The sequence below is a fragment of the Halostella litorea genome (assembly GCF_004785955.1).
Taxonomy (GTDB): domain Archaea; phylum Halobacteriota; class Halobacteria; order Halobacteriales; family Natronoarchaeaceae; genus Halostella; species Halostella litorea.
The window spans coordinates 661903-680656 of the sequence record NZ_ML214300.1; the positions used below are offsets into that span (position 1 = coordinate 661903).

Genomic DNA, 18754 nt, shown 5'->3' on the forward strand with positions numbered 1-18754 from the left:
CTCCTTTCGCGGTAGTGCTACGACGGAAATTTTAACACCGAAACCGCCCGTATCGAACACCGATGGTCGAGGCGTTCGCCGTGGCGAGCGGAAAGGGCGGGACCGGGAAGACGACGAGCACGCTGGCCCTCGGGATGGCGCTGGCCGCGGACCACGAGGTGACGGTCGTCGACGCCGACACCGGCCTGGCGAACCTGCTGTTTCACGCCGGCCTCGCCGACGTCGACGTGACGCTGCACGACCTGCTTCTGGCCGATACCGACGCGGCCGTCGACGACGCCACCTACGAGCGGTTCGGGATGCGGGTCGTCCCCTGTGGCACGAGCCTCGCCGACTTCGAGGCGGCCGACCCGACGCGGCTCCGGGAGGTGGTGGCGAGGCTGGCGGCCGACGCGGACGTGCTCCTGCTGGACTCGCCGGCCGCGCTCGGGTCGAAAAGCGCCGTCCTCCCCATCGTGCTGGCGGACCGCATCGTCACCGTGCTCCAGCCGACGATACCGGCGCTGTCGGACGCGCTGAAGGTCGGCGAGTACGCCAGGTCGTACGGCACGGGGAGCGCGGGCGTCCTGTTCAACAAGGTCCGCGACGAGGGGGCGGTCGACCGCGTCGCCGAGCGGACCGAGCGGTACTTCGACGGCCCGACGCTGGCGACGGTGCCCGACAGCCAGGCGGTCCGCGACGCCCGCGACGCCGGCGAGCCGCTGCTGGCCCACGCGCCCGACTCGCCGGCGGCCGGGGCGTTCCGTGAGGCGGCCGACGCGCTGACCGTCGAACCCGGCGACTCCGCGGCCGTCGCCGACCGGTTCCGGAGCGCCGTCGTCCCGGACAGACCATGAGGCTGCCCCGCGGCCAACTGGTGCGCTCCCGCGTCGTCGGCGACCCGGCGACGGCGCTGTCGGCCGCGCTCGACCGAGCGCTGACCGGCTACGTCGTGTTCGAACCCGGGGAGTCGCTGCTGCTCGACGCGGACGGCCGGGGCGTGCTCACGTTCGAGGACGGCGTGCCGGTGCTTGCCTACCACACTGGCACCGACGCCGGCGGCGCGGACGCCATCGCCGACTTCGCGGTCCCCGGCCCCTACAGCGTCGACGCGTTCGAACTCAACCGGGACGCGCTCGCCGACCTCCACGACACGCCGGAACTGCGGGTGCCGCCGGGGCTGCCCGCCGAGCGCCTCGCCGGCGACCCGGACCTCGCGGACCGGACCCGCGCCGTCGCGCCGGACGAGCGCGTCGGGGCCGACGAGGACGCGTCGTCGCCGGTCGCCGCGTTCCTCGACGACGAGGAGAAGGTCGCGGCGATCCGCGAGCAGGCCCGGGCCGAGGCCCGTGACCGCGCGGAGGAGTGGGGGCTGACCGACGCGCTGGCCGACTCACCCGGCGCGGAGGCCGACGACGGCGGCGACTAGCAGCGAGAGGACCGCGCCGACCAGCAGCGTCGGCGGGACCGCCCCGTCGGCGGCGAACGTGCCGTCGCCGCCCCCGTCCCCCTCCACGACGAGTTCCTGCTCGGCGTCGCCGACGGCGACGTCGTACGTCCCTGGCGACTCGACGGCCCGGGAGAACGTCACCGTGCGCGTCTCCCCCGGCGGGACCCGGACCTGTTGCCGGTCGACCGTCTGCCCGAACATCGAGAGGCGCACCTCGCGGGTCCCGTTGCCCTCGCCGTCGTTTGCCACCGTGGCCGTTACCGACACGTCCTCGTGCGGATCGACCTCGGTCGGCGACAGCGAGAGGTTCGTCACCCGGATCGACGGCCGTAACAGCCCGACCGCGACCGGTCCACTCTCGTTCGCGTCCGCCGTCCGGAACCGCACCGCGTCGCCGTCGCGCTCCGTCCGGTGGTCCAGGCGCCGCCACTCGCCGTCGCGGTACTGGAACAGCGCGACGTCGCCGACGCTCCGGTCGACTTCCTCGAACCGGTCGCGCGCGACCGAGAAGGCGTACGCGACGTCGCCGGCGTTGTCCGCCGTCGGACCCTCCGGAGCGACCGTCAACAGCGGGTCCGCGGGCAGCGGCGCGTCGGCGGCCGCGGTCGCGTTCGTGCGGTTCAGCCCGAACCGGAACCAGTCGGCGTCGCCGTGCCCGACGCTGACGCCGTCGAGAGCCGCACCGCGGTCCGACGCGATGGAGGGGTCGAACGTCGTCTCGTCGGCCGCGGGGGCGTTGCGCACGGTCGCGTCGTAGCGCTCCGTGTCGTTTCGCGCGACCTGAACTGACGCGTCGTCACACCGCCCGGGGCGGATCGTCACCGGGCGGTCCATCGCGAGCCGGACCGTCCGGCCGTCGGCGCTCCGGAGCAGCCAGTCGTCTATCGTCGCACTCGTGTCGAGCGTGGCGTAGGGCGCGTCGCGGTTGAACGCCGGCTCGATGGTTATCTCCCCGTAGGCGCCGCGTTCGAGGCCGCGGAACGCGCCGCCGTCGGTGCGGTTGCGCTCCCACCACCAGTCGGCCCGGGCGGTCGAGCCCTCGTGCGTGAAATTGTCCATCCGGTTCGTGTAGTTGTCGTCCCTGACGGCCCACTCGCCGCCGGACGGAAGGCCGGACATGCGCACCGTCGCCACGCTGCCGCCGGTCTCGCTGCCGGCCGCGCCGTGGATGAAGACGACGCTCCCACCCTCGCTCCCGTCGTAGAGCAACAGTTGGCTCTCGTCGTACGACTGGAGCTCCCGGGTCCCCTGTGAACTGTACAGCCCGGTGTGGAGGCCGTACTCGTAGAAGTCGGACACGGACCGGGCGTCGTCGCCGAACGGCGTCACCTCGACGCAGTTGCCGCCCTGCGTGACGGCGTAGACATCGGCGTCCGGCGGGGTCTGTACGTCGCTTGCGCTCGCCGCGCCGGGCACCCCGGCAGCGCCGGCCGCGGGCAGCGCCGCGAGCGCGACGCCGACGGCGGTGGCCGCGAGCGCGAGCGATACGAGCCGTCCCTCCGCGTGACTGTCGTCGCCCATCTGGGTCACCGAGGACTCTCAACGGCATCCGTTGTGAATACCGGGGGAGGTGAAACGTTGGGTTCGATACGGCACGATCGCGCGCGAGAGGCACTCTACGCGGCACTATCGCGGTCGAAGCCGTCTCGGGACTGGTTGGGTATCGGAGGGGTTCGCGCCGGTCGTCGGCGGGAGACAGGTCCCCGCGCCGGGAGGAGCCGGAACCGGTGTGCCGACCCCGCGCCGGCGCGCCCGGAGCCGACGGGCACCGCCCCCGCCGGCGTCGGTGACGGCTACCGGAACAGGGTCGTCGGCGGCTTCGCGGCGTTGGCCACCGATTCGTCGGGGCGGATCGCCGGCAGCCGGAGGACCGCGACGGTCCCGGACGGCGTCGGGTCGATCTGGAACGAGCCGCCGTACCGCGTCGCGATCCAGTTGACCAGCCACAGGCCCAGCCCGGTCCCGTGTTCCAGCGGCGTCTCGCGCCCGCTCTCGATGACGGCCGCCTCCTCGGCCGGGATGCCGGCGCCGTCGTCGACCACCGCGAGTTCGACCCACTCGCCGTCGGCGTCTGCACGCAGCGTCACCTCGGTCGGCGGGTCGGGGTCGTGCCGGACCGCGTTGTCGACGAGCTCCCGAACGGCGCGCTCCAGTTCGATCCCGGCACAGACGTCGGCGGCGTCGGCGGCGTCGACGGTCAGGCGCGCGCCGTCGGCGTCGCGGTACTCGTCTGCGACCCGCGTCAGCAGCGACGCCGTGTCGATCCGCTCCGGGCTGGCGTCCGCGGTCGCGTACGACTCCAGGACGCGGGCGCGCTCGCTGAGGCGCACCAGGTCCTCGGTCGACTCCCGGATCCGGGCGGCGTGGGCGGCGACGTCGCCCCCGGACTCGATGAGGTCGACGTACCCCTGGACCGCGTTCATCCCGTTGCGGAGGTTGTGCCGGAGCACGCGGTTCAACACCTCGATGAGCCGCGTCGTCCGCCGCGTTGCGGTGACGTCCCGCTGGAACCCGACGAAGTGGGTGACGGCTCCGTTGCCGTCGGTGACGGGCGTGATCGACACCCGATTCCAGAACGGCGTCCCGCCGTCGCGGTAGTTCAACAGTTCGACGACCGCGGGCTCCCGGGCCTCGACCGCCTCCTGGAGGCGCCGGACCGGCTCCTCGGCGGTCCCCGGCCCCTGCAGGATCCGGCAGTTCCGCCCGACGATCTCGTCGGTGTCGTACCCGGTCAGCTCCCGGAACGCCTCGTTCGCGTACACCACCGGGTCGCCGTCGGCGGTCACGTCGACGATGGTGACGCCGACGCGGGCGGCGTCGACCGCGCTGTTTTTGAGGCGGAGGTCCCGGATCCGCTCCTCCCGTTCGGTCACGTCGCGGGCGATCCCCTGAATCGCGAACTCGTCGTCGGCCGAGACGAGCGACGAGTTCACCTCGACGGGCACCCGCTCGCCGTCGGCGGCCAGCAGTTCGAACTGCGCGTTCCGCACCGGGTGGCGCTCGGCCGCGTTCTCCAGCAGGTCGGCCGCCCGCTCGCGGTCCCGCTCCGCGACGAGCGCCCGCAGCGGCTCACCGACGGGTTCGTCCGGCGAGTACCCGAGCATCCGCTCGACGGCCGCGGAGACGTACGTGAACCGACCGTCGGCGTCGACCCGGTAGATCACGTCGGGGCTCGCGTCGGCGATCCCCTCGAACTGCCGCCGCTCCCGCTCGATGCGTGCGAGCCGTTCGTCCCGCCGCCGGTCCCGCCGGCGTCGCTCTATCGCCGCACCGGTGAGCCGCGCGACGAGTTCGACGAACAGCTCCTCGGCCTCGGAGAACGGCCGGTCGCGCTCGGCCCCGTCCGCGAAACACACCGTCCCGTACACCGCGTCGTCGACGACGACTTTCCCGCCGATGTAACAGCCGAAGCCGAACCGGTCGTAGGCGACGTCCTTCACGAGGTCGGAGGCCCCGGCGTCCTGAACGCTCGTCAGCCCCTCCGTCTCGACGGTCCGGCGGCAGTACGCCTCGTCGAGCGGACACCGCTCGCCGGGGGCGATGCCGTCGTGCGAGCCGACCGATCGCTCGATCGTCTGGACGCCGTCCTCCACCCGCGTGAGAAACCCGACTCCGACGCCGAGTTTCTCCCGACCGGCCTCCAGCGCCCGGCGTATCGCCGTCTCCACCGTGACGCTCCGGTCCGCGAACGCGTCGTACACGCGCTCGCGATGCTCGCCGGTCATCCCGGCCGAGCTATCGACGGATAACAGTTCACTCGCATCATCAACGCGTCGATAGTTTCGCGACGCGGATATAAATATCGGTGGGTGAAGCCGATTAACTACCGTTCGGACGGCGTGAAACACCGGACGGCAAGCCGGGGGTGGAACGGCGGCGCGGAACACGTATCCCCCCGCAGGCCGTACTACGACCGTGAACTACCGCCACAATCCTGGAAGCGACTCGGGGTCGACGGCCGACGGCACGGGAAAGCGCGGCATCGCCCGCAAACTGCTCCTCGCACTTGCGCTCGCGGCGTTCTCGTATCTCGCGTCGCGGTGGAGCGAGGCGAGATAGCTTCAGTTCGACCGGGCGACGCGCGGCGACGGCGACCGGGTTCCGGCGTCGGCGGCCGACCGCCCTCCCGCTCGCACGACCAGCGTCGCCCGCGACCGCCCGTCGTCGCTCGTCACGCGCACGTCGAACGCCGCCGCCAGCACCGCCGTCTCGCCCGCGCGGTCCTGGACGACGACGCCGTCTATCGCCTCGCAGTCGCCGAACCGCCTGTCCGGTCCCGACGGACAGCGCCGGGCGGCCCACGCCGCCGCGGCGCTGTGGTTGTACGCCACCTCGTAGGCCGTCCCGCGGTCGACGCGGGCCGAACGGAGCGTCTCCAGCCGCGGGGCGAGGCCCGCCCGCACCTCGGCGACGGCGTCCTCGCGCTGCCACCACTCGTACTCCCCCCGGACGGGCGCGCTCGCCTCGTAGGTCCCGCGTTCGAGCAGGCGCTCGGCGTTGCGCGCCGGGTCGTCGTAGCCCGCGCCCGCCCGGACGTCGGCGTGGTAGCCCAGTTGGAGGTACGCGAAGGCGATCGGCACCAGCGCGAGCGCCAGCACGCCGGCCGCGACGAGGACGAGCTGGCCGCGGTCGCCGTCGTCGCGGATCACGCGTACCACACCCGTACCGTCACGTCGCCGTTCGCGGTCGTCACCGTCGCCGAGCCCACCGCGACGCCGGGCGGCCGCTCGTAGCCGACCGCCCCCCGGGGCGTCTCGACGCGGAACAGCAGGTTGTCCGGGAGGATGCGGTCGACCCGCCGTTCGAGCGCGTCCCGCTCGCGCTCGAAGCTCCCGGGCGTCCGGACCACCTCGGCCAGCCGCGTCGCGCCGGCGTGGCGAGGCGACTCGTCCGACAGCACCGTCGCGGCGTCCTCGGCGTACGCGTCCAGTTGTGGCTCCCGGGTGTCGGCGTCCGGCACGCCCAGCGCGAACGTCGTCATGACGCCCACGACCAGCACGACGCCGACCCCGACCTCAACCGCCGGGAGCGACAGCTGTGCCCGGCTATCCATCGACGGTCACCCCCAGGACGGCCTTCCGCGTCCGCGACGGGTAGTAGGTCACCGATACGCTCCCCGCGGGGAGCCGGGCACTCGACTCGACGGTGAGCGTCGCCGTCTCGAACCGCGACAGGTCGACGGTCGCAGTGCCCGTGATCCCGGACGCGTTGTGCAACACGACCCGGTCGTTCGCCCGGACCGTGTCCACCGTCGTACCGTTCGGCGGCGACAGCGTCAGCGTCGCGTTCGGCGTCCGCCGCGGGAGCGTCACCGACTGCTCGCGGTTCGTCCCGAGCGACGGGGTGCGGGTCACGCGCTCGCGGCGCTCGACGAGCACGACCCGCCGGATCGTCGTGCCCCCGTCTGCGTCGCCGGTGCGGACGAGCGTCTCGCCGTCGATGGTCACGCGCACCGCGCGGTCGCGGGCGACGGGGTACTGCGACTCGAACGCGGCGTCGTCGAGCGACGCCACGGCGCCGGCGTCGAGCACGTTCCCGCGGACGGCCAGCGGCCCGTCGGCGCTCACGAGGCGCTCGGAGAGGGCGACGGCGACGCGGCGCTCGCCGGCGTCCCGCGTGGCGCTCCCGACCGCGTCGTCCGCGACGAACAGCCCGACGCCGGCGACCGTCGAGAGCGCGAGCAGCGCCACCAGGAGCGCCGGCATGTTCGCCTGGCCCCGGGTCATGCGTCGCCCTCCAGTCGGACCGCGAAGCCGCCGTCGACCCGCTCGACGACGACGGCGGTTTCGCCGTCGCTCGCCCACGTCCCGTTCACCGAGTCGACCGAGGCGGGGAGCGCGAGCCGCGACCGCCCGCCGACCGCAGGATCGGGGTGGTCGAGGACGAGCGCCTCGCCGTCGGCCCGGACCCGGTACCGGTCGCCGCGGATCCGGTCCGGGAGGTCGATACGGACGCGCGCCGAGTCGACGGCCGGGCTCGACGGCACCGCCCGCTGGACGCCGTGGGCCGCCGTCGCCAGCGCCCGGTCCCCGAGTTCGGCCCCCGCCGCGTTCCGGTACTCCGGCACCGCGTTGCCGTACAGCGACGCGGTCAGCAGCGAGACGTAGAGGACGACGACCGCGACCTCCAGCGCCTTCCCGACGACGGGGGTCACGCCGCGGTCGGCCGCCCGCCCGCGGCGGCCGTTCGTCCCCGGGGGGCGGTCAGCCATGGCCCACCTCCAGGCGCACGTCGTGGACCACGAGGTACGCCGTCCGGTCGCCGGGGAACCGCGCGACGACGCTCCCGACGCCGTCGCCGTCGAAGTCGCGATCTGCGGCGACGACGGTGGCGTTCAGCCGCTCGAAGTGCGAGCGCCACGCCGCCGGCGTCCGCGTCTCGACGGCGACGCGGTACGTCCCGTTCCCGAGCGCCCGCCGGTCGTGGCTGACGTTCGTCCGGAGGACGAGGTCGGTGCCGGCGTTGCCCCCGACCGAGTAGTCGTCGGCGTTCAACCGCGCCGCGCCGACGACGAGGACGCCGCCGGCCCGCCGGCTGGCGGTGATCGGCGGCGGCCGGTACATCCGGGAGCCGCCGCCGTCGCCGCGGACGACGGCCCCCGAGAGCGTCCGCACCGTCCGGTCGCCGGACTCGTACACCAGCGCGTCCACGGCCACCGTCGCGGCGACGCCGGAGCCGTTCAGCACCCGCAGGTCGCGGTCAGCGGTCGAGAACGTGCCGCCGGAGACGGCGACCCGGCCGCGCCGGTGGCCGGTCGTCTCGACCGGGCGGATCGCCTCCTCGAAGCCGTCGGCGACGCGGTCGGCGTCCGCCGTCGCCGCGTTGCTCTGAACGACCGCGCCGATGCTCGCCGTCAGCGCGCCGAGCGCGATCACCGTGATCCCGAGGAGGACGGCGACGCCGACGACGTTCGACTGGCCGCGGCCGGCCGCCCCGTTCGGTGCGTCACGGCCGCGAATCACGTCATCCCCACCCCCGCGAACACGAAGTACGCGACCAGCACGAGCAGGCCGGAGTGCAGCAGCGCGTCGTACCGGCCGCGGCTCGCCATGCCGGCGAACCAGCCGCTCGCGAGCATCGTCGCCTGCGTGACGACGTAGAAGCGTCGGCGCTCCCGGGCGGGGTCTATCGCGTTCGGGTCGAACGTCGAGACGTCCCCGACGGCCGATAGCTGGGCGAAGCCGTCGATGACGTAGCCGTCGACGGCGACGACGATGCCGACGATGAGCAGGGCGGTCGTCCACCCGACCGCGACGTAGACGAGCATCGCGTTCCGCAGCGCCTTCTTCTCGTGGTAGAGCCGCCCCACCTCGGTCTGGAGCGTGTCGAACACGTCCTCGGCGTCGCTGCCGGCCTCGAGCGCGCCGGTGACCAGTCCCATCGTCTGCTCGGCCAGCGGCGTGCCGACGCGGTCGACGAACCGGTCGAGCGCCGCGGTCCGGAGGTCGCCGTCGTACGTCGTGAGGTTGGCGTTGAACGCCAGGTCCGCCACGTCGTCGTCCAGGGCCCCGAGGTCGACGTCCCGCGCGACGACGGCGACCGCTTCCGAGAGCGGCCGGCCCAAACTGACGTGGCTGGACACCGCGTGGACGAAGTCCTTTATCTCGCGGTCCTTCGCGTCGTCGATCCGCGCCCGCCGCGCCGCGACCAGCCCGACGGGGACGGCGAACGTCGCGTAGCCGAGCACCGCGACGTCGACCGGGTCGTACGCCAGTGCGAGGAGGAGTCCCGCGACCGCGACGGCCAGCGGAGTCGCCGCGAGCGTCGCGCTCGCCGGGTTCGTCGTGACCGAGCGGAGCGTCGCCAGCGCGCCCTCGGGGCGGCGGTAGCGGGGCAGCGACTGCCCCGGCGGCCTGAGCGCGCCGACCAGCCAGGCGGCGGTCGCGCCGACGACGAGGACGAACGCCGCGCTGCCGTACACGAGCAGGCCGCGGACCGTCGCCGTCCCGACCGGCGTCGCCACGGGCGCGCTCAGTTCGGGCGAGAGCACGCTCATCACCGTCAGGACGATGACGAGCAGCGCCGGGAGGACCAGCAGGACGATGAACAGCTCCGCGAGCAGTTCGAGAAAACCCTCGGCCTGCTCGCGGGCGCGCTGCTGGCGGTGGGAGAGCATCCGGCTCTCAAGCCGCAGGTAGGAGGCCAGCTCGTCCGCGCCCTGGTCGGCGTGTTCGCGGAACTTCAGCAGGAACGGGGCCAGGGTGTCCCGCGAGGGCGTGTCGCGGGCGACGATCCGGAGGCCCTCGTCCAGGCTCCCCGTCAGCGCCGCCTTGTTCAGCGCCTTCCGGCACGCGACGGCGGTGTCGCCGTACGCGCTCCGGTTGTCGGCGACCTTGCGCAGCATCGTCCGCGGGCTGTCGCTCCCCGTCGAGAGCGCGTGGAGGTAGCGGACCGCGCCGGGGAGCGTCCGTCGGACGTTCGCACGCCGGGAGCGCGCCAGCCAGCCCAGATACCGGCTGCCGAGCGCGACCGTCGCCCGCTTCCCGAGCGCGCCGGCGAGCGCCGCGCCGCCGGCCGCGAGGACGACCCGGGGGACGCCGCCGACCGCGACCCGGTTCACCACGGGCAGGCCGTCGTGGACGAACGCGGCGACCGCCGCCACGCGCTCCGCCGGCACCGTCATCCCGACGGCGAACGCGGCGGCGGCGAGCGCGGCGAAGGCGACCCACGAGAGCGCGTACACACGGGCGACGTACACGCCGAAGCTCACCTGCAGGTCCGTTCCCCGGTACTGCTTGCGGTCGGCGTCGTGGCGCGCCCCGTCCGCGTGTCTGGAGAACAGCGCGTACAGCAGCCGGTCGAGCGCGGCCATCGGCCGGCCGAGCCGACGGGACGACGCGTTCGACCGGCCGGCGGCCTCCGCGCCGGTCATCCCTCACCACCGACGGGGCCGCGGTCGCTCGCCGCCCGCTCGACCGTCGCCGCCTCGTTTGTCTCCAGGTCAGCGAGGAAGTCAAACAGCGCGTCGAAGTCGCGGACGCCCTCCCTGACGAGGTACTGGACGTAGCCGTGCTTGCGGTGGAACTCCGCCTCGACGGCCTCGACCGACCGGTCCGTGCGGTCGGCGAGCCGGTGGAACACGCGGAGGCCGTTGTGCCGCTCCGCGGCGTCGGTCCCGGGCATGTCTGGGTGGGCGTAGTCGAACGTGAACCCGCCGTCGCTCCCGCGGCTGGCGACCGTGTTCCAGCAGACCGTCGTGTCGCCCTTCTCGACGGTGCCGCGGTCGGAGCCGTCGCCGAGGTCGTCGAACGCCTCGCCGCCGAGGAACTCCACGACGCGGCCAGCGTAGCGCTCGCCGTCGACGTGTTTCGGGAACACGACGAGGTCGATCTCGGTGAGCAGGTACGGCGGGAGCCCCTGCTCGACGACGCGGTTGACGAGCTTCTCGACGTCCTCGGCGTGGGTCGTCCCGATGACCCCGTGGCCGGTGTTCAGCGTCTCCGCGAACGTCTCGAAGCTCGCCGGCGTGTTGATCTCGGCGATCACCTCGACGTCGGGGTTGAGGTAGTTGCATTCGGTCATCAGGTCGGCCATCGACACCTGCTTGAACTCGTTCTCGTGGTCGCGGGTCGTCAGCGAGACGCCGGTCTCGTGGGGCAGGCGGACCTCCCGGGAGCCCTCGTCGATGCTGATCGGGCGGTCCTCGAAGGGGATGAAGGGCATGTGTGCATTCATCAGCGTCGTCTTGCCGACGCCGGTCGGGCCGGAGAACAGCACGACGCAGTGGTGCTCGTACAGCATCCACAGCAGCGCCACCAGTTCGGTCGGGAGGCTGTTCCCCTCCACGAGGTCGACCGGGGTCATCGCATCGGGCGCTTGCTTGCGGATCGAGACGTGGGGGCCGTCCTCGCTGATGACGGGGAGCGCGACCGCACAGCGGATCGTCACGTCGTCGTCGACGCCCGGCGGCCGGAGGTTCACCTTCGCGCTGGGGTTGCTGGCGTTCAGTTCGGTGCCGTCGGCGGCCGCGATCTGCGTGACGACGTTGACGAACTCGCGCTCGTCCTCGAAGGCGAGGTTGGTCGGGACCCGGCTCCCGCCGTCGACGCCGTCCCGGGGGACGACCTTCACGCGCTCGCCGACGCGGTTGGCCTCGATGTCCTCCAGGTTCGGGTCCCGGATGGGGACGGTGAGCTTCCCGTGGCCGACGAAGTCCCGGAGGACGTAGTACACCAGGTCGGAGAGCCGGTCCTCGGCGTAGCGGCCGTCGACCGGCGGGACGCCGACGCCGTACTCGGCGAGCGCGGCCTTCGCGCGGTGGGTCGCCGCGTCGAGCCACGCCCGGGTGTTCCGGGCCGTGAGCTGGCGGGAGAGGTAGCGGGACGCGCGGTCCCGGATGAACGCCTCGCGGGCGTCGCCGCCGTCGGCGGAGGGGCCGTCGATCACCTCGTCGACGTTCGCCTCCCAGACGCGCTCCTTGCACTCCTCGACGAGGCGCTCGTCGCCCGGCAGGAGGTCCGGCTCTATCACCGCGTACTTCGTCGTGAACGCGTCGGTCCCGAGCAGGTGCTCGCGGTACAGCACGACCGGCACCTCGAAGCCTCGGAACGACACGGTGTACGTGTCGGCGCGCTCGCTGACGAACCGCTCGATGTGTTCGGGGTCGGCCGGCAGTTCGGTCTCGGCGGGCGCGTAGTCGGCCGTGTGGACCGCCAGGCGGTCGCCGGCGGTGTCGGCCACCTCGATGGCGTCGTCCAGCGCCAGCGGCGTCAGGTCACCGAGACAGCGCACGTCCCGGAGCGCGACGTAGCCAACGCGGCGGCGGGCGGCCGCGGACCCGTCGGTCAACCGGTCGATGGCGCGGCGGTACTTCGGCGCGAACCCCTCCCGCATGCGCTCGGCGGTGCCCTCCCGCGTGAGCGGTCGGCGGAGCGTGGCCCGCTCGAAGTGCTCGACGACGCGCTCGACGGCGTCCCGGTCGGCCGCGGAGAGCCGGGGCTCGCGCACGTCGTAGGCGAAGGCGTCGTCGGTCTCCCGGACCGTCGCCACCACGTCCGGGTGGATCTCGTACTGCGACCGCACGTCGGGGGCGTACCACGCTTCCGGGTCGTCCGGCGGCAGCGGCGGCGGGACGGCGCCGGCGGGGTCGTCGCGCGACCGTTCGGCCTCCGTCGCCAGTTCGAGCGTGGGTGAATCGGTCATGGACCGGTGTGGTTCTCCTTTGTATTTAAATCTTGATCCACAAATTAAACTGAGGAATTATTTTTCCAGTTCCCCGGTACAAACCAGCCGACCCAGCCCGTGACGGCCCGATCGTCCAGGGGAAGAGCCGCCGGTACAGCGGTCGCGGGGCGGAGCTGTCACCGAAAAGACGGAAAGCATAAGTGAACAATGAGGCAAGACGGCGTGTGGATAGAGACGCCCTCCGCCCCGCCCTGATCGGCGTCGTCTGCGTGCTCGCCATCGCGCTGGCGGCGGCGACGCTCACCTCCCCCGTCGACACCGGCGGTGGGGGTGGCGGTATCACCCCCGCATCGGACACCCCCGACCAGCAACCGAGCGGCGTCGGCGACGACGACCCCGGTAGCTCGGGCGGCGGCAACTTCGGCATCGACCCGATCTGCCTACAGATACTCTCCGGGCCGGGCCCGTATCTGGTCCTCGCGGTCATCGTGCTCGGCGTCGGCGTGCCGTACTACTTGCGCTACGGCTGGTTGACCGGATTCGGGATGGCGATGGCCGTCGGTATTCCGCTGCTCGTGCTCGTGGTCGTGCTGACCGCGGGCTGTGCCGGCGACTTTCCCGCCGGACAGCCGGGGATGAACATGACCCCGACGGTCGGCGACGGGAACGGGTCGAGCGCGCCGCTGGGCAGCGGCGATGGGGACGTGACCGACCCGACCGCCCCGCCGGTGCTCATCCTGCTCGTCCTCGGCGTCGCCGCGGTCACGGTCGTCGGGCTCTACCTGGCCAGCGACGACCGCGACGACGAGCCACAGGAGGAGGACGCGGAGACCGCAGCCGAACAGCGGGAGGCGATCGGCCGCGCCGCCGGGCGGGCGGCGGACCGCATCGAGGACGACGTGGACGTGGAAAACGAGGTGTACCGCGCCTGGCGGGAGATGACCGACCACCTCGACGTGGACCGGCCCGAGTCGAGCACGCCGTCGGAGTTCGCCGACGCCGCCGTCGAGGCCGGCATGTCCGGGTCGGACGTGGGCGAACTGACGCGGCTGTTCGAGGAGGTTCGGTACGGCGGCGCGTCGCCGACCGAGGACCGCGAGCAGCGGGCCGTCGCGGCGCTGCGGCGGATCGAGGGGGAGTACGCTGCGGACGACAGCGAGGCCGCAGGGGGTGACCGATGAGCCGGCTCCGGACCCTCGTCGCGGGCTTCGGGCTCCTCGCCGCGGCGGCTGGCTTCGTCTTCGTGTTCGTGCCGTCGGCCGCAGCGGGGATCGGCCTGACCGAGAGCATCGTGGTGGCCGTCGGGTTCCTGGCCCTGCTGCAGGGGTATCGCGTCGTGAGCGCCCGGCGGCGGTCGTCGACCCGCGAGTTCGAGACGCCGGACCCGGAGACGCGACAGGAACTCCCGACGCCCGGCGACGGGTTCGACGAGGGGCTTGCCGCCCGGAAGGGCCGCGGCTGGGCCGCCCGCAGACACCGGGTCGGCGACCGCCTCGAAGAGGCCGCGGTCGACGCGATCACCTACGCCGAGGACTGCTCCGAGGCGACCGCACGCGAGATGCTTGAGGCCGGGACCTGGACCGACGACCCGCAGGCCGCGGCGATGTTCTCGACCGGCCGGCCCGAGGGGTCGACGCTGTGGCGGCGGCTCAGAGAGACGTTCTCCATGGAACCGACGTTCGACCGCCGCGCCCGCCGGGCCGCACACGCCGTCGCGGACCTCCGCGGCGTCGACGACCGACCGGAGGGGGAGTCGGAATGACGGCGAGCGCTACGCGGACCGGGAGCGACGAGACCCCGGCCGTCGACGGGAACGAGGACGCGGCGGGGACGGCGGCCGACGACGCGGCGGCGGACCCGGTCGAGACACACACGACCGAGACCCGTCGCTGGCGCGGCGTCAGCGCCATCGCGTTCGTGGCGGGCGGGTTCGGCATGGCGCTTTCCCGGCCGTCGCTGCTGCTCGCGGGCGTCGTCGGCGTCGCGTACGCCGCCTACGCGCGGGCGGGAACCGCGCCGGAGGTGTCACTCGCCGTCGCCCGGACGCTCTCGGACCGCGACCCGGAGCCCGGTGACGAGGTGACCGTGACGGTCACCGTGACGAACGAGGGGTCGTCCCCGCTGTTCGACCTCCGGATCGTCGACGGCGTCCCGGAGGCGCTCGGTGTGGTCGACGGCGTCCCGCGGCTCGGCACGGCGCTCCGGCCGGGCGAGTCGGCGTCGTTCGAGTACACGGTGCTCGCGACCCGGGGCAGCCACGAGTTCGACCGGCTGACCGCCATCGCACGGGGGGCAAGCGGCGCGGTCGAGCGCCGGGTCCGCATCCCGACGAACGACGGGCTGTCGTGCCAGCCGTCGTTCGACCCGGTGTCGTCGGTCGCGCTCCGCTCGCTGACGACGCGCCACGCCGGCCGGGTCGAGACCGACGACGGCGGCGAGGGGGTCGAGTTCCACTCCACGCGGGAGTACCGCGCGGGCGACTCGCTCTCGCGCATCGACTGGAACCGCCACGCCCGCACCGGCGAACTGGCGACGCTCCGGTTCCGGAAGGAGCGCTCCGCGACGGTCGTGCTCCTGCTCGACGTCCGGGAGGAGGCGTACGTCCGGCCGGACGACGACAGCCCCCACGCCGTCGACCGCGGGATGACGGCCGCGACGTCTGTGTTCCCCGCGCTGCTGGAGGCCGGAAACCGCGTCGGGGTCGCCGCGTTCGGCCCGACGGAGGTGTGGCTCCCGCCCGGCCTCGGCGCGGACCACCGCGCGCGGGCACAGGAGCTGTTCACCGCGAACCCGGCCTTCTCGCCGGAGGTGCCCGACGACCCGTTCTACTTCTCGGTCAGGCTGCGGCGGCTCCGCAAGCGCTTCCCCGACGACGCGCAGGTGATCCTGTTCTCGCCGCTGTGTGACGACCAGGTCGTCCGGCTGGCCCGGCTGCTCGACGCCCACGGCCACCTCGTCACGGTGCTTAGCCCGGACCCGACGTCGTCGGCGACCGCGGGCCACCGGCTGGCCGCCGCGGAACGCGCCGAGCGGATCACCGGGCTCCGTGAGGGCGGCATCAGGGTCGCCGAGCTACCGGCGGAGATGAGCACCGAGGCGGCGCTTGCCCGCGCCGGCAAGAGGTGGTCGCGGTGACCGTCGAGATAGACCGGCTGCCGCCGGTCAACAGCGGGATGGCGGCGGTCGTCGTGGCGAGCCTGTGTACGGCGCTGCTGGGGCTGTACTCGCTCTACGCCGCGCCGTTCGGCGCGCTCGCGATGGTCGCGGCCGCCGGGACGACGTTCCGCGGCTGGCGGCGGGCGGCGACGCTCACCGGCGTCTTCCTGTTCCTCGGGGCGATGGTCTCGGGGGTGCTTGGCGCGCCGACCGTCGTCGTCGTGGCCGGCGTCGGCGGCTCGGTCGTCGCCTGGGACCTCCTCGACAACGCCGTCTCGCTGGGCGAACAGCTCGGCCGCGAGGCCGACACGAGCCGGGCCGAACTGGTCCACGCGGCCGGCAGCGTCTCGGTCGGCGCGGTCGTCTCGCTGTGCAGTTACGGCCTGTATCAGGTCGCCGGCGGGGGCCGCCCGCTCGCGGCGCTCGTGTTCCTCCTGCTCGGGGCCGTGGCGCTGACGTCCGTGCTGCGGTCCTGAGGCCGGCTCACTCCAGCGTCGGCACCGGCACCTGGTCCAGCACGCTCTCGACGACCGCGCCCTTCTCGACGTCGTTGACCGTCGCGTCCGGCGTCAACACGAGGCGGTGGGCGAGCACCGGCTGCGCCACGCGCTTGATGTCGTCCGGCGTGACGAACTCCCGGCCGGCCAGCACGGCCTCGGCGCGGGCCGTCTCGAACAGCCGCTGGGTGCCACGCGGCGAGACGCCGACTTCGACGCGGCGGTCCTCGCGGGTGGCCCGGGCGACCCGGGCGACGTACTCCAGCAGTTCGTCCTCGATCCGGACGGACTCGGGCACCCGGCGGAGCTGATCGACGGCCTCGTCGGTCAGCACACGCTCGGCGTCGGGGCTCTGCGTGTCGCGGGCACGCCGCCGGCGGAGCAGTTCGACCTCGCCGTCCAGGTCGGGGTAGCCGAGGCTCGTCTTGACCATGAACCGGTCGACCTGGGCCTCGGGCAGCGGGAACGTGCCCTCCTGCTCGACGGGGTTCTGCGTGGCGATCACGAAGAAGGGGTCGGGCAGGTCGTGCGTGTCACCGTCGACGGTGACCTGCCCCTCCTCCATGGCCTCCAGCAGCGCGGCCTGGGTCTTCGGCGGCGCGCGGTTTATCTCGTCGGCCAGCACGATGTTCGCGAAGATCGGCCCCTCGTTGAAGGAGAACTCGGCGGAGTCCTCGTCGAACACGTGCGTGCCGGTTACGTCGGAGGGGAGGAGGTCCGGCGTGAACTGCACCCGGCTGAAGGAGAGCCCGAACGCGGTCGCGAACGACCGCGCGGTGAGGGTCTTGCCCGTGCCGGGGACGTCCTCCAGCAGGACGTGGCCGCGGGCCATCACGCCCAGCAGCACCGTTCGGAGGAACTCGCGGTCGGCGATGACTGCGTCGCCGACCGTGTCGAGGACGGCCTGTGCTTCCTCGTTCGCGTCGGGGACTTCCATGGTCCCCGTCCGCACGGCCCCGATTTATTTTTGGTGATCGTCGCCCCGCGGCCGAACCGAAATCCATAAAGTCGGCAACGGTGAAGCGCCTGATGGAGCCGAGGTAGCCTAGCCCGGCCAAGGCGGTTGCTTCGAGAGCAACTGTCCGCAAGGACTCAGGAGTTCAAATCTCCTCCTCGGCGCTTTCTACGACCCTCGCCGGTGAGAGCCGTCAGTGGCGGCGTGGGACCACTCGCGTCAGAACAGCGGGTCCAGGTCCTCGCCCTGGTCGCCGATCAGTTGCTCCTCGGCTTTCTCCTGGCCCTGGCGCTGGCCCTCGATGTTGTCCTGGGTCTCGTTGGCGATGATCTGGAGCTTCTTGATGCGCGGGACCTCCGTGACGCCGGAGAGTAGCACCGCCGCGGCGACGGAGTCCGACCTCGTCGGGTAGTCGCCTCCCCGGACCTCCATGGAGCCGGTCTCCTCCTCCAGCCAGCGGCGGCCCTCCTCGATGCCCTTCCGGCTGAGGTGGGCCGGCGGGCCGGCGACGACCGACAGCGAGCGCTCGGCGCTGTCGACGTCGCAGGGCAGCGTCAGTCGACCCAGCGTCGCCTTGCGGACGAGGCTGGTGATCCGGTTCGTCGCCTCGCTCGGGTCGGGTTCGGCGTTCGACCCGCCGCCGGTGAACCGCGAGAGCAGGCCGCCCTCGTCCTCGGGGACCAACTCCTCCGAGGCGTAGCCGACCGCCGAGACGCCGCTTGCCTCCAGCGTGTTGACGATCTCGCTGGCGTCGACGACGCTCTCGGCGACAACGTCGCCGCCGCCGGTCTCGCCGGCCGAGAACAGCACGCCGAAGCGGCGTGCGATCTCCTGGTTTATCTCGTCGTAGCCGGCGGTCAGCGTCTCGCCCGACTTCCGCCAGGCGTCGTTGTCGAACACCAGCAGGTTGTCCACCTCGCGGACGAACGTCTGGAACGAGCGGGCGGCGTTCAGCGTGTAGATGCCCCCCTCGTCGGTCGCCGGGAGGACGCCGAGCCCGTAGACGGGGGTGGAGTAGACGCGCTGGAGTTCCTTGGCGATGACCGGCCCCGCGCCGCTGCCGGTGCCGCCGCCGAGCGCGGCGACGACGAGGAACGCGTCGACGTGGCTGACCGGGACGTCGTCGGTCGCGGCGACGACCTCCGTCGACTCCTCGGCGGCGATCTCCGCGCCGAGTTCGTTGTCCGCCCCGACGCCGTGGCCGCCGACGCGGGATTGGCCGATGAGGACGCGGTTGTCCTCCGGGACGTACTGCAGGCCCTGCAGGTCCGAGCGGGCCGTGTTGATCGCCGTCGCGGCCGTGATGAAGTCGGCCTCGGCCCGCTGCTCGTACGCGAGGAACTCGTCGACGATCTTGCCGCCGGCCTGGCCGACTGCGATGAGTGCTAACTGCATAGGTCTCCCGTGGGAGGTGCCAACACCGACTCGTATGATAGTACGTCACAAGATGTGGCCGGTCCGTTCCGGGATAGTTACCAGTCTGTCAGGCAGCGGCCGCCCCAGCGGACGAAAACGGGAACGCTGATCGTTGGGACGGAAGAAACAGGAGCTGGTTTCGTCGCTTCGTCGGGGGTCGAAACGCCGATAAAATCG

18 protein-coding genes and 1 tRNA gene are annotated in these 18754 nt (G+C 72.8%); 8 read left to right on the plus strand and 11 right to left on the minus strand.

The features are described from left to right. Positions 1-62: 62 nt before the first annotated feature. Together EYW40_RS03470 and EYW40_RS03475 are read left to right on the plus strand one after the other, a co-directional pair. On the plus strand, positions 63-836 hold the full coding sequence (locus tag EYW40_RS03470; RefSeq protein WP_135820215.1) for a nucleotide-binding protein: 774 nt from the start codon (positions 63-65) through the stop codon (positions 834-836). Further along, on the plus strand, positions 833-1408 hold the full coding sequence (locus tag EYW40_RS03475; protein WP_135820216.1) for a DUF8054 family protein: 576 nt from the start codon (positions 833-835) through the stop codon (positions 1406-1408). The genes EYW40_RS03470 and EYW40_RS03475 overlap by 4 nt, the downstream gene beginning before the upstream one ends. Here the strand turns inward: EYW40_RS03475 and EYW40_RS03480 are convergent. Together EYW40_RS03480 and EYW40_RS03485 are read right to left on the minus strand one after the other, a co-directional pair. After that, positions 1373-2950: a CARDB domain-containing protein gene (locus EYW40_RS03480; RefSeq protein ID WP_135820217.1), complete on the minus strand. Its 1578-nt coding sequence runs from the start codon at positions 2948-2950 to the stop codon at positions 1373-1375. The two genes, EYW40_RS03475 and EYW40_RS03480, sit on opposite strands and share 36 nt — an antisense overlap. 272 nt (positions 2951-3222) lie before the next feature. Further along, a complete protein-coding gene (locus EYW40_RS03485; RefSeq protein WP_135820218.1) occupies positions 3223-5154 on the minus strand; it encodes a PAS domain S-box protein in 1932 nt (643 codons plus the stop codon). 190 nt (positions 5155-5344) lie between these two features. On the opposite strand from EYW40_RS03485, the gene EYW40_RS19500 reads away from it, so the two are divergent. Further along, positions 5345-5488 (plus strand): hypothetical protein, encoded by a 144-nt coding sequence (locus EYW40_RS19500; protein ID WP_161973153.1) that lies wholly within the window; start codon positions 5345-5347, stop codon positions 5486-5488. Positions 5489-5490: 2 nt separating this feature from the next. Here EYW40_RS19500 and EYW40_RS03490 read toward each other — a convergent pair whose 3' ends face one another. From EYW40_RS03490 to EYW40_RS03520, 7 genes are read right to left on the minus strand one after another with little or no spacing between them, the layout of a single operon-like run. After that, positions 5491-6087 (minus strand): DUF7261 family protein, encoded by a 597-nt coding sequence (locus tag EYW40_RS03490; RefSeq protein WP_237560558.1) that lies wholly within the window; start codon positions 6085-6087, stop codon positions 5491-5493. Next, a complete protein-coding gene (locus EYW40_RS03495) occupies positions 6075-6482 on the minus strand; it encodes a DUF7262 family protein (RefSeq protein WP_135820219.1) in 408 nt (135 codons plus the stop codon). Before EYW40_RS03495 ends, EYW40_RS03490 begins: the two co-directional genes overlap by 13 nt. Continuing rightward, on the minus strand, positions 6475-7155 hold the full coding sequence (locus tag EYW40_RS03500) for a DUF7263 family protein (protein WP_135820220.1): 681 nt from the start codon (positions 7153-7155) through the stop codon (positions 6475-6477). Before EYW40_RS03500 ends, EYW40_RS03495 begins: the two co-directional genes overlap by 8 nt. Then, a complete protein-coding gene (locus EYW40_RS03505; protein WP_135820221.1) occupies positions 7152-7640 on the minus strand; it encodes a DUF7266 family protein in 489 nt (162 codons plus the stop codon). Before EYW40_RS03505 ends, EYW40_RS03500 begins: the two co-directional genes overlap by 4 nt. Next, complete coding sequence (locus tag EYW40_RS03510) at positions 7633-8391, minus strand: DUF7289 family protein (RefSeq protein ID WP_135820222.1); 759 nt, start codon at positions 8389-8391, stop codon at positions 7633-7635. Before EYW40_RS03510 ends, EYW40_RS03505 begins: the two co-directional genes overlap by 8 nt. Beyond that, positions 8388-10301, minus strand: a complete 1914-nt coding sequence (locus EYW40_RS03515) for a type II secretion system F family protein (RefSeq protein ID WP_135820223.1) — start codon at positions 10299-10301, stop codon at positions 8388-8390. The genes EYW40_RS03510 and EYW40_RS03515 overlap by 4 nt, the downstream gene beginning before the upstream one ends. After that, the gene (locus tag EYW40_RS03520) at positions 10298-12571 is read right to left on the minus strand and encodes a type II/IV secretion system ATPase subunit (RefSeq protein ID WP_135820224.1); all 2274 of its coding nucleotides are present in this window, start codon (positions 12569-12571) and stop codon (positions 10298-10300) included. The genes EYW40_RS03515 and EYW40_RS03520 overlap by 4 nt, the downstream gene beginning before the upstream one ends. Before the next feature lie 206 nt (positions 12572-12777). Between EYW40_RS03520 and EYW40_RS03525 the strand changes: the two genes are divergently transcribed. From EYW40_RS03525 to EYW40_RS03540, 4 genes are read left to right on the plus strand one after another with little or no spacing between them, the layout of a single operon-like run. Continuing rightward, the gene (locus EYW40_RS03525; RefSeq protein ID WP_135820225.1) at positions 12778-13734 is read left to right on the plus strand and encodes a DUF4129 domain-containing protein; all 957 of its coding nucleotides are present in this window, start codon (positions 12778-12780) and stop codon (positions 13732-13734) included. Further along, a complete protein-coding gene (locus EYW40_RS03530; protein WP_135820226.1) occupies positions 13731-14315 on the plus strand; it encodes a DUF7269 family protein in 585 nt (194 codons plus the stop codon). The genes EYW40_RS03525 and EYW40_RS03530 overlap by 4 nt, the downstream gene beginning before the upstream one ends. Further along, entirely contained in the window at positions 14312-15688 is a 1377-nt protein-coding gene (locus tag EYW40_RS03535) for a DUF58 domain-containing protein (protein ID WP_135820227.1), read from the plus strand. The genes EYW40_RS03530 and EYW40_RS03535 overlap by 4 nt, the downstream gene beginning before the upstream one ends. Further along, positions 15685-16185: a DUF7519 family protein gene (locus EYW40_RS03540; protein WP_135820228.1), complete on the plus strand. Its 501-nt coding sequence runs from the start codon at positions 15685-15687 to the stop codon at positions 16183-16185. The genes EYW40_RS03535 and EYW40_RS03540 overlap by 4 nt, the downstream gene beginning before the upstream one ends. Before the next feature lie 7 nt (positions 16186-16192). Here the strand turns inward: EYW40_RS03540 and EYW40_RS03545 are convergent, their stop codons facing one another. Next, positions 16193-17143: an AAA family ATPase gene (locus EYW40_RS03545; RefSeq protein WP_135820229.1), complete on the minus strand. Its 951-nt coding sequence runs from the start codon at positions 17141-17143 to the stop codon at positions 16193-16195. A 97-nt stretch (positions 17144-17240) separates the two neighbouring features. Between EYW40_RS03545 and EYW40_RS03550 the strand changes: the two genes are divergently transcribed. After that, positions 17241-17325: transfer RNA gene (locus tag EYW40_RS03550), tRNA-Ser, on the plus strand. A 55-nt stretch (positions 17326-17380) separates the two neighbouring features. Here EYW40_RS03550 and EYW40_RS03555 read toward each other — a convergent pair. Then, entirely contained in the window at positions 17381-18556 is a 1176-nt protein-coding gene (locus EYW40_RS03555; protein WP_135820230.1) for a tubulin/FtsZ family protein, read from the minus strand. Between the last annotated feature and the right edge of the window lie 198 nt (positions 18557-18754).

Bases quoted from the DNA above. Each gene is read 5' to 3' on its own strand.
- EYW40_RS03535 (WP_135820227.1), top strand. From the start codon at position 14,312: ATGACGGCGAGCGCTACGCGGACCGGGAGCGACGAGACCCCGGCCGTC.
- EYW40_RS03475 (WP_135820216.1), top strand. From the start codon at position 833: ATGAGGCTGCCCCGCGGCCAACTGGTGCGCTCCCGCGTCGTCGGCGAC.
- EYW40_RS03520 (WP_135820224.1), bottom strand. From the start codon at position 12,571: ATGACCGATTCACCCACGCTCGAACTGGCGACGGAGGCCGAACGGTCG.
- EYW40_RS03545 (WP_135820229.1), bottom strand. From the start codon at position 17,143: ATGGAAGTCCCCGACGCGAACGAGGAAGCACAGGCCGTCCTCGACACG.
- EYW40_RS03515 (WP_135820223.1), bottom strand. From the start codon at position 10,301: ATGACCGGCGCGGAGGCCGCCGGCCGGTCGAACGCGTCGTCCCGTCGG.
- EYW40_RS03505 (WP_135820221.1), bottom strand. From the start codon at position 7,640: ATGGCTGACCGCCCCCCGGGGACGAACGGCCGCCGCGGGCGGGCGGCC.
- EYW40_RS03555 (WP_135820230.1), bottom strand. From the start codon at position 18,556: ATGCAGTTAGCACTCATCGCAGTCGGCCAGGCCGGCGGCAAGATCGTC.
- EYW40_RS03485 (WP_135820218.1), bottom strand. From the start codon at position 5,154: ATGACCGGCGAGCATCGCGAGCGCGTGTACGACGCGTTCGCGGACCGG.
- EYW40_RS03495 (WP_135820219.1), bottom strand. From the start codon at position 6,482: ATGGATAGCCGGGCACAGCTGTCGCTCCCGGCGGTTGAGGTCGGGGTC.
- EYW40_RS03470 (WP_135820215.1), top strand. From the start codon at position 63: ATGGTCGAGGCGTTCGCCGTGGCGAGCGGAAAGGGCGGGACCGGGAAG.
- EYW40_RS03480 (WP_135820217.1), bottom strand. From the start codon at position 2,950: ATGGGCGACGACAGTCACGCGGAGGGACGGCTCGTATCGCTCGCGCTC.
- EYW40_RS03530 (WP_135820226.1), top strand. From the start codon at position 13,731: ATGAGCCGGCTCCGGACCCTCGTCGCGGGCTTCGGGCTCCTCGCCGCG.
- EYW40_RS03500 (WP_135820220.1), bottom strand. From the start codon at position 7,155: ATGACCCGGGGCCAGGCGAACATGCCGGCGCTCCTGGTGGCGCTGCTC.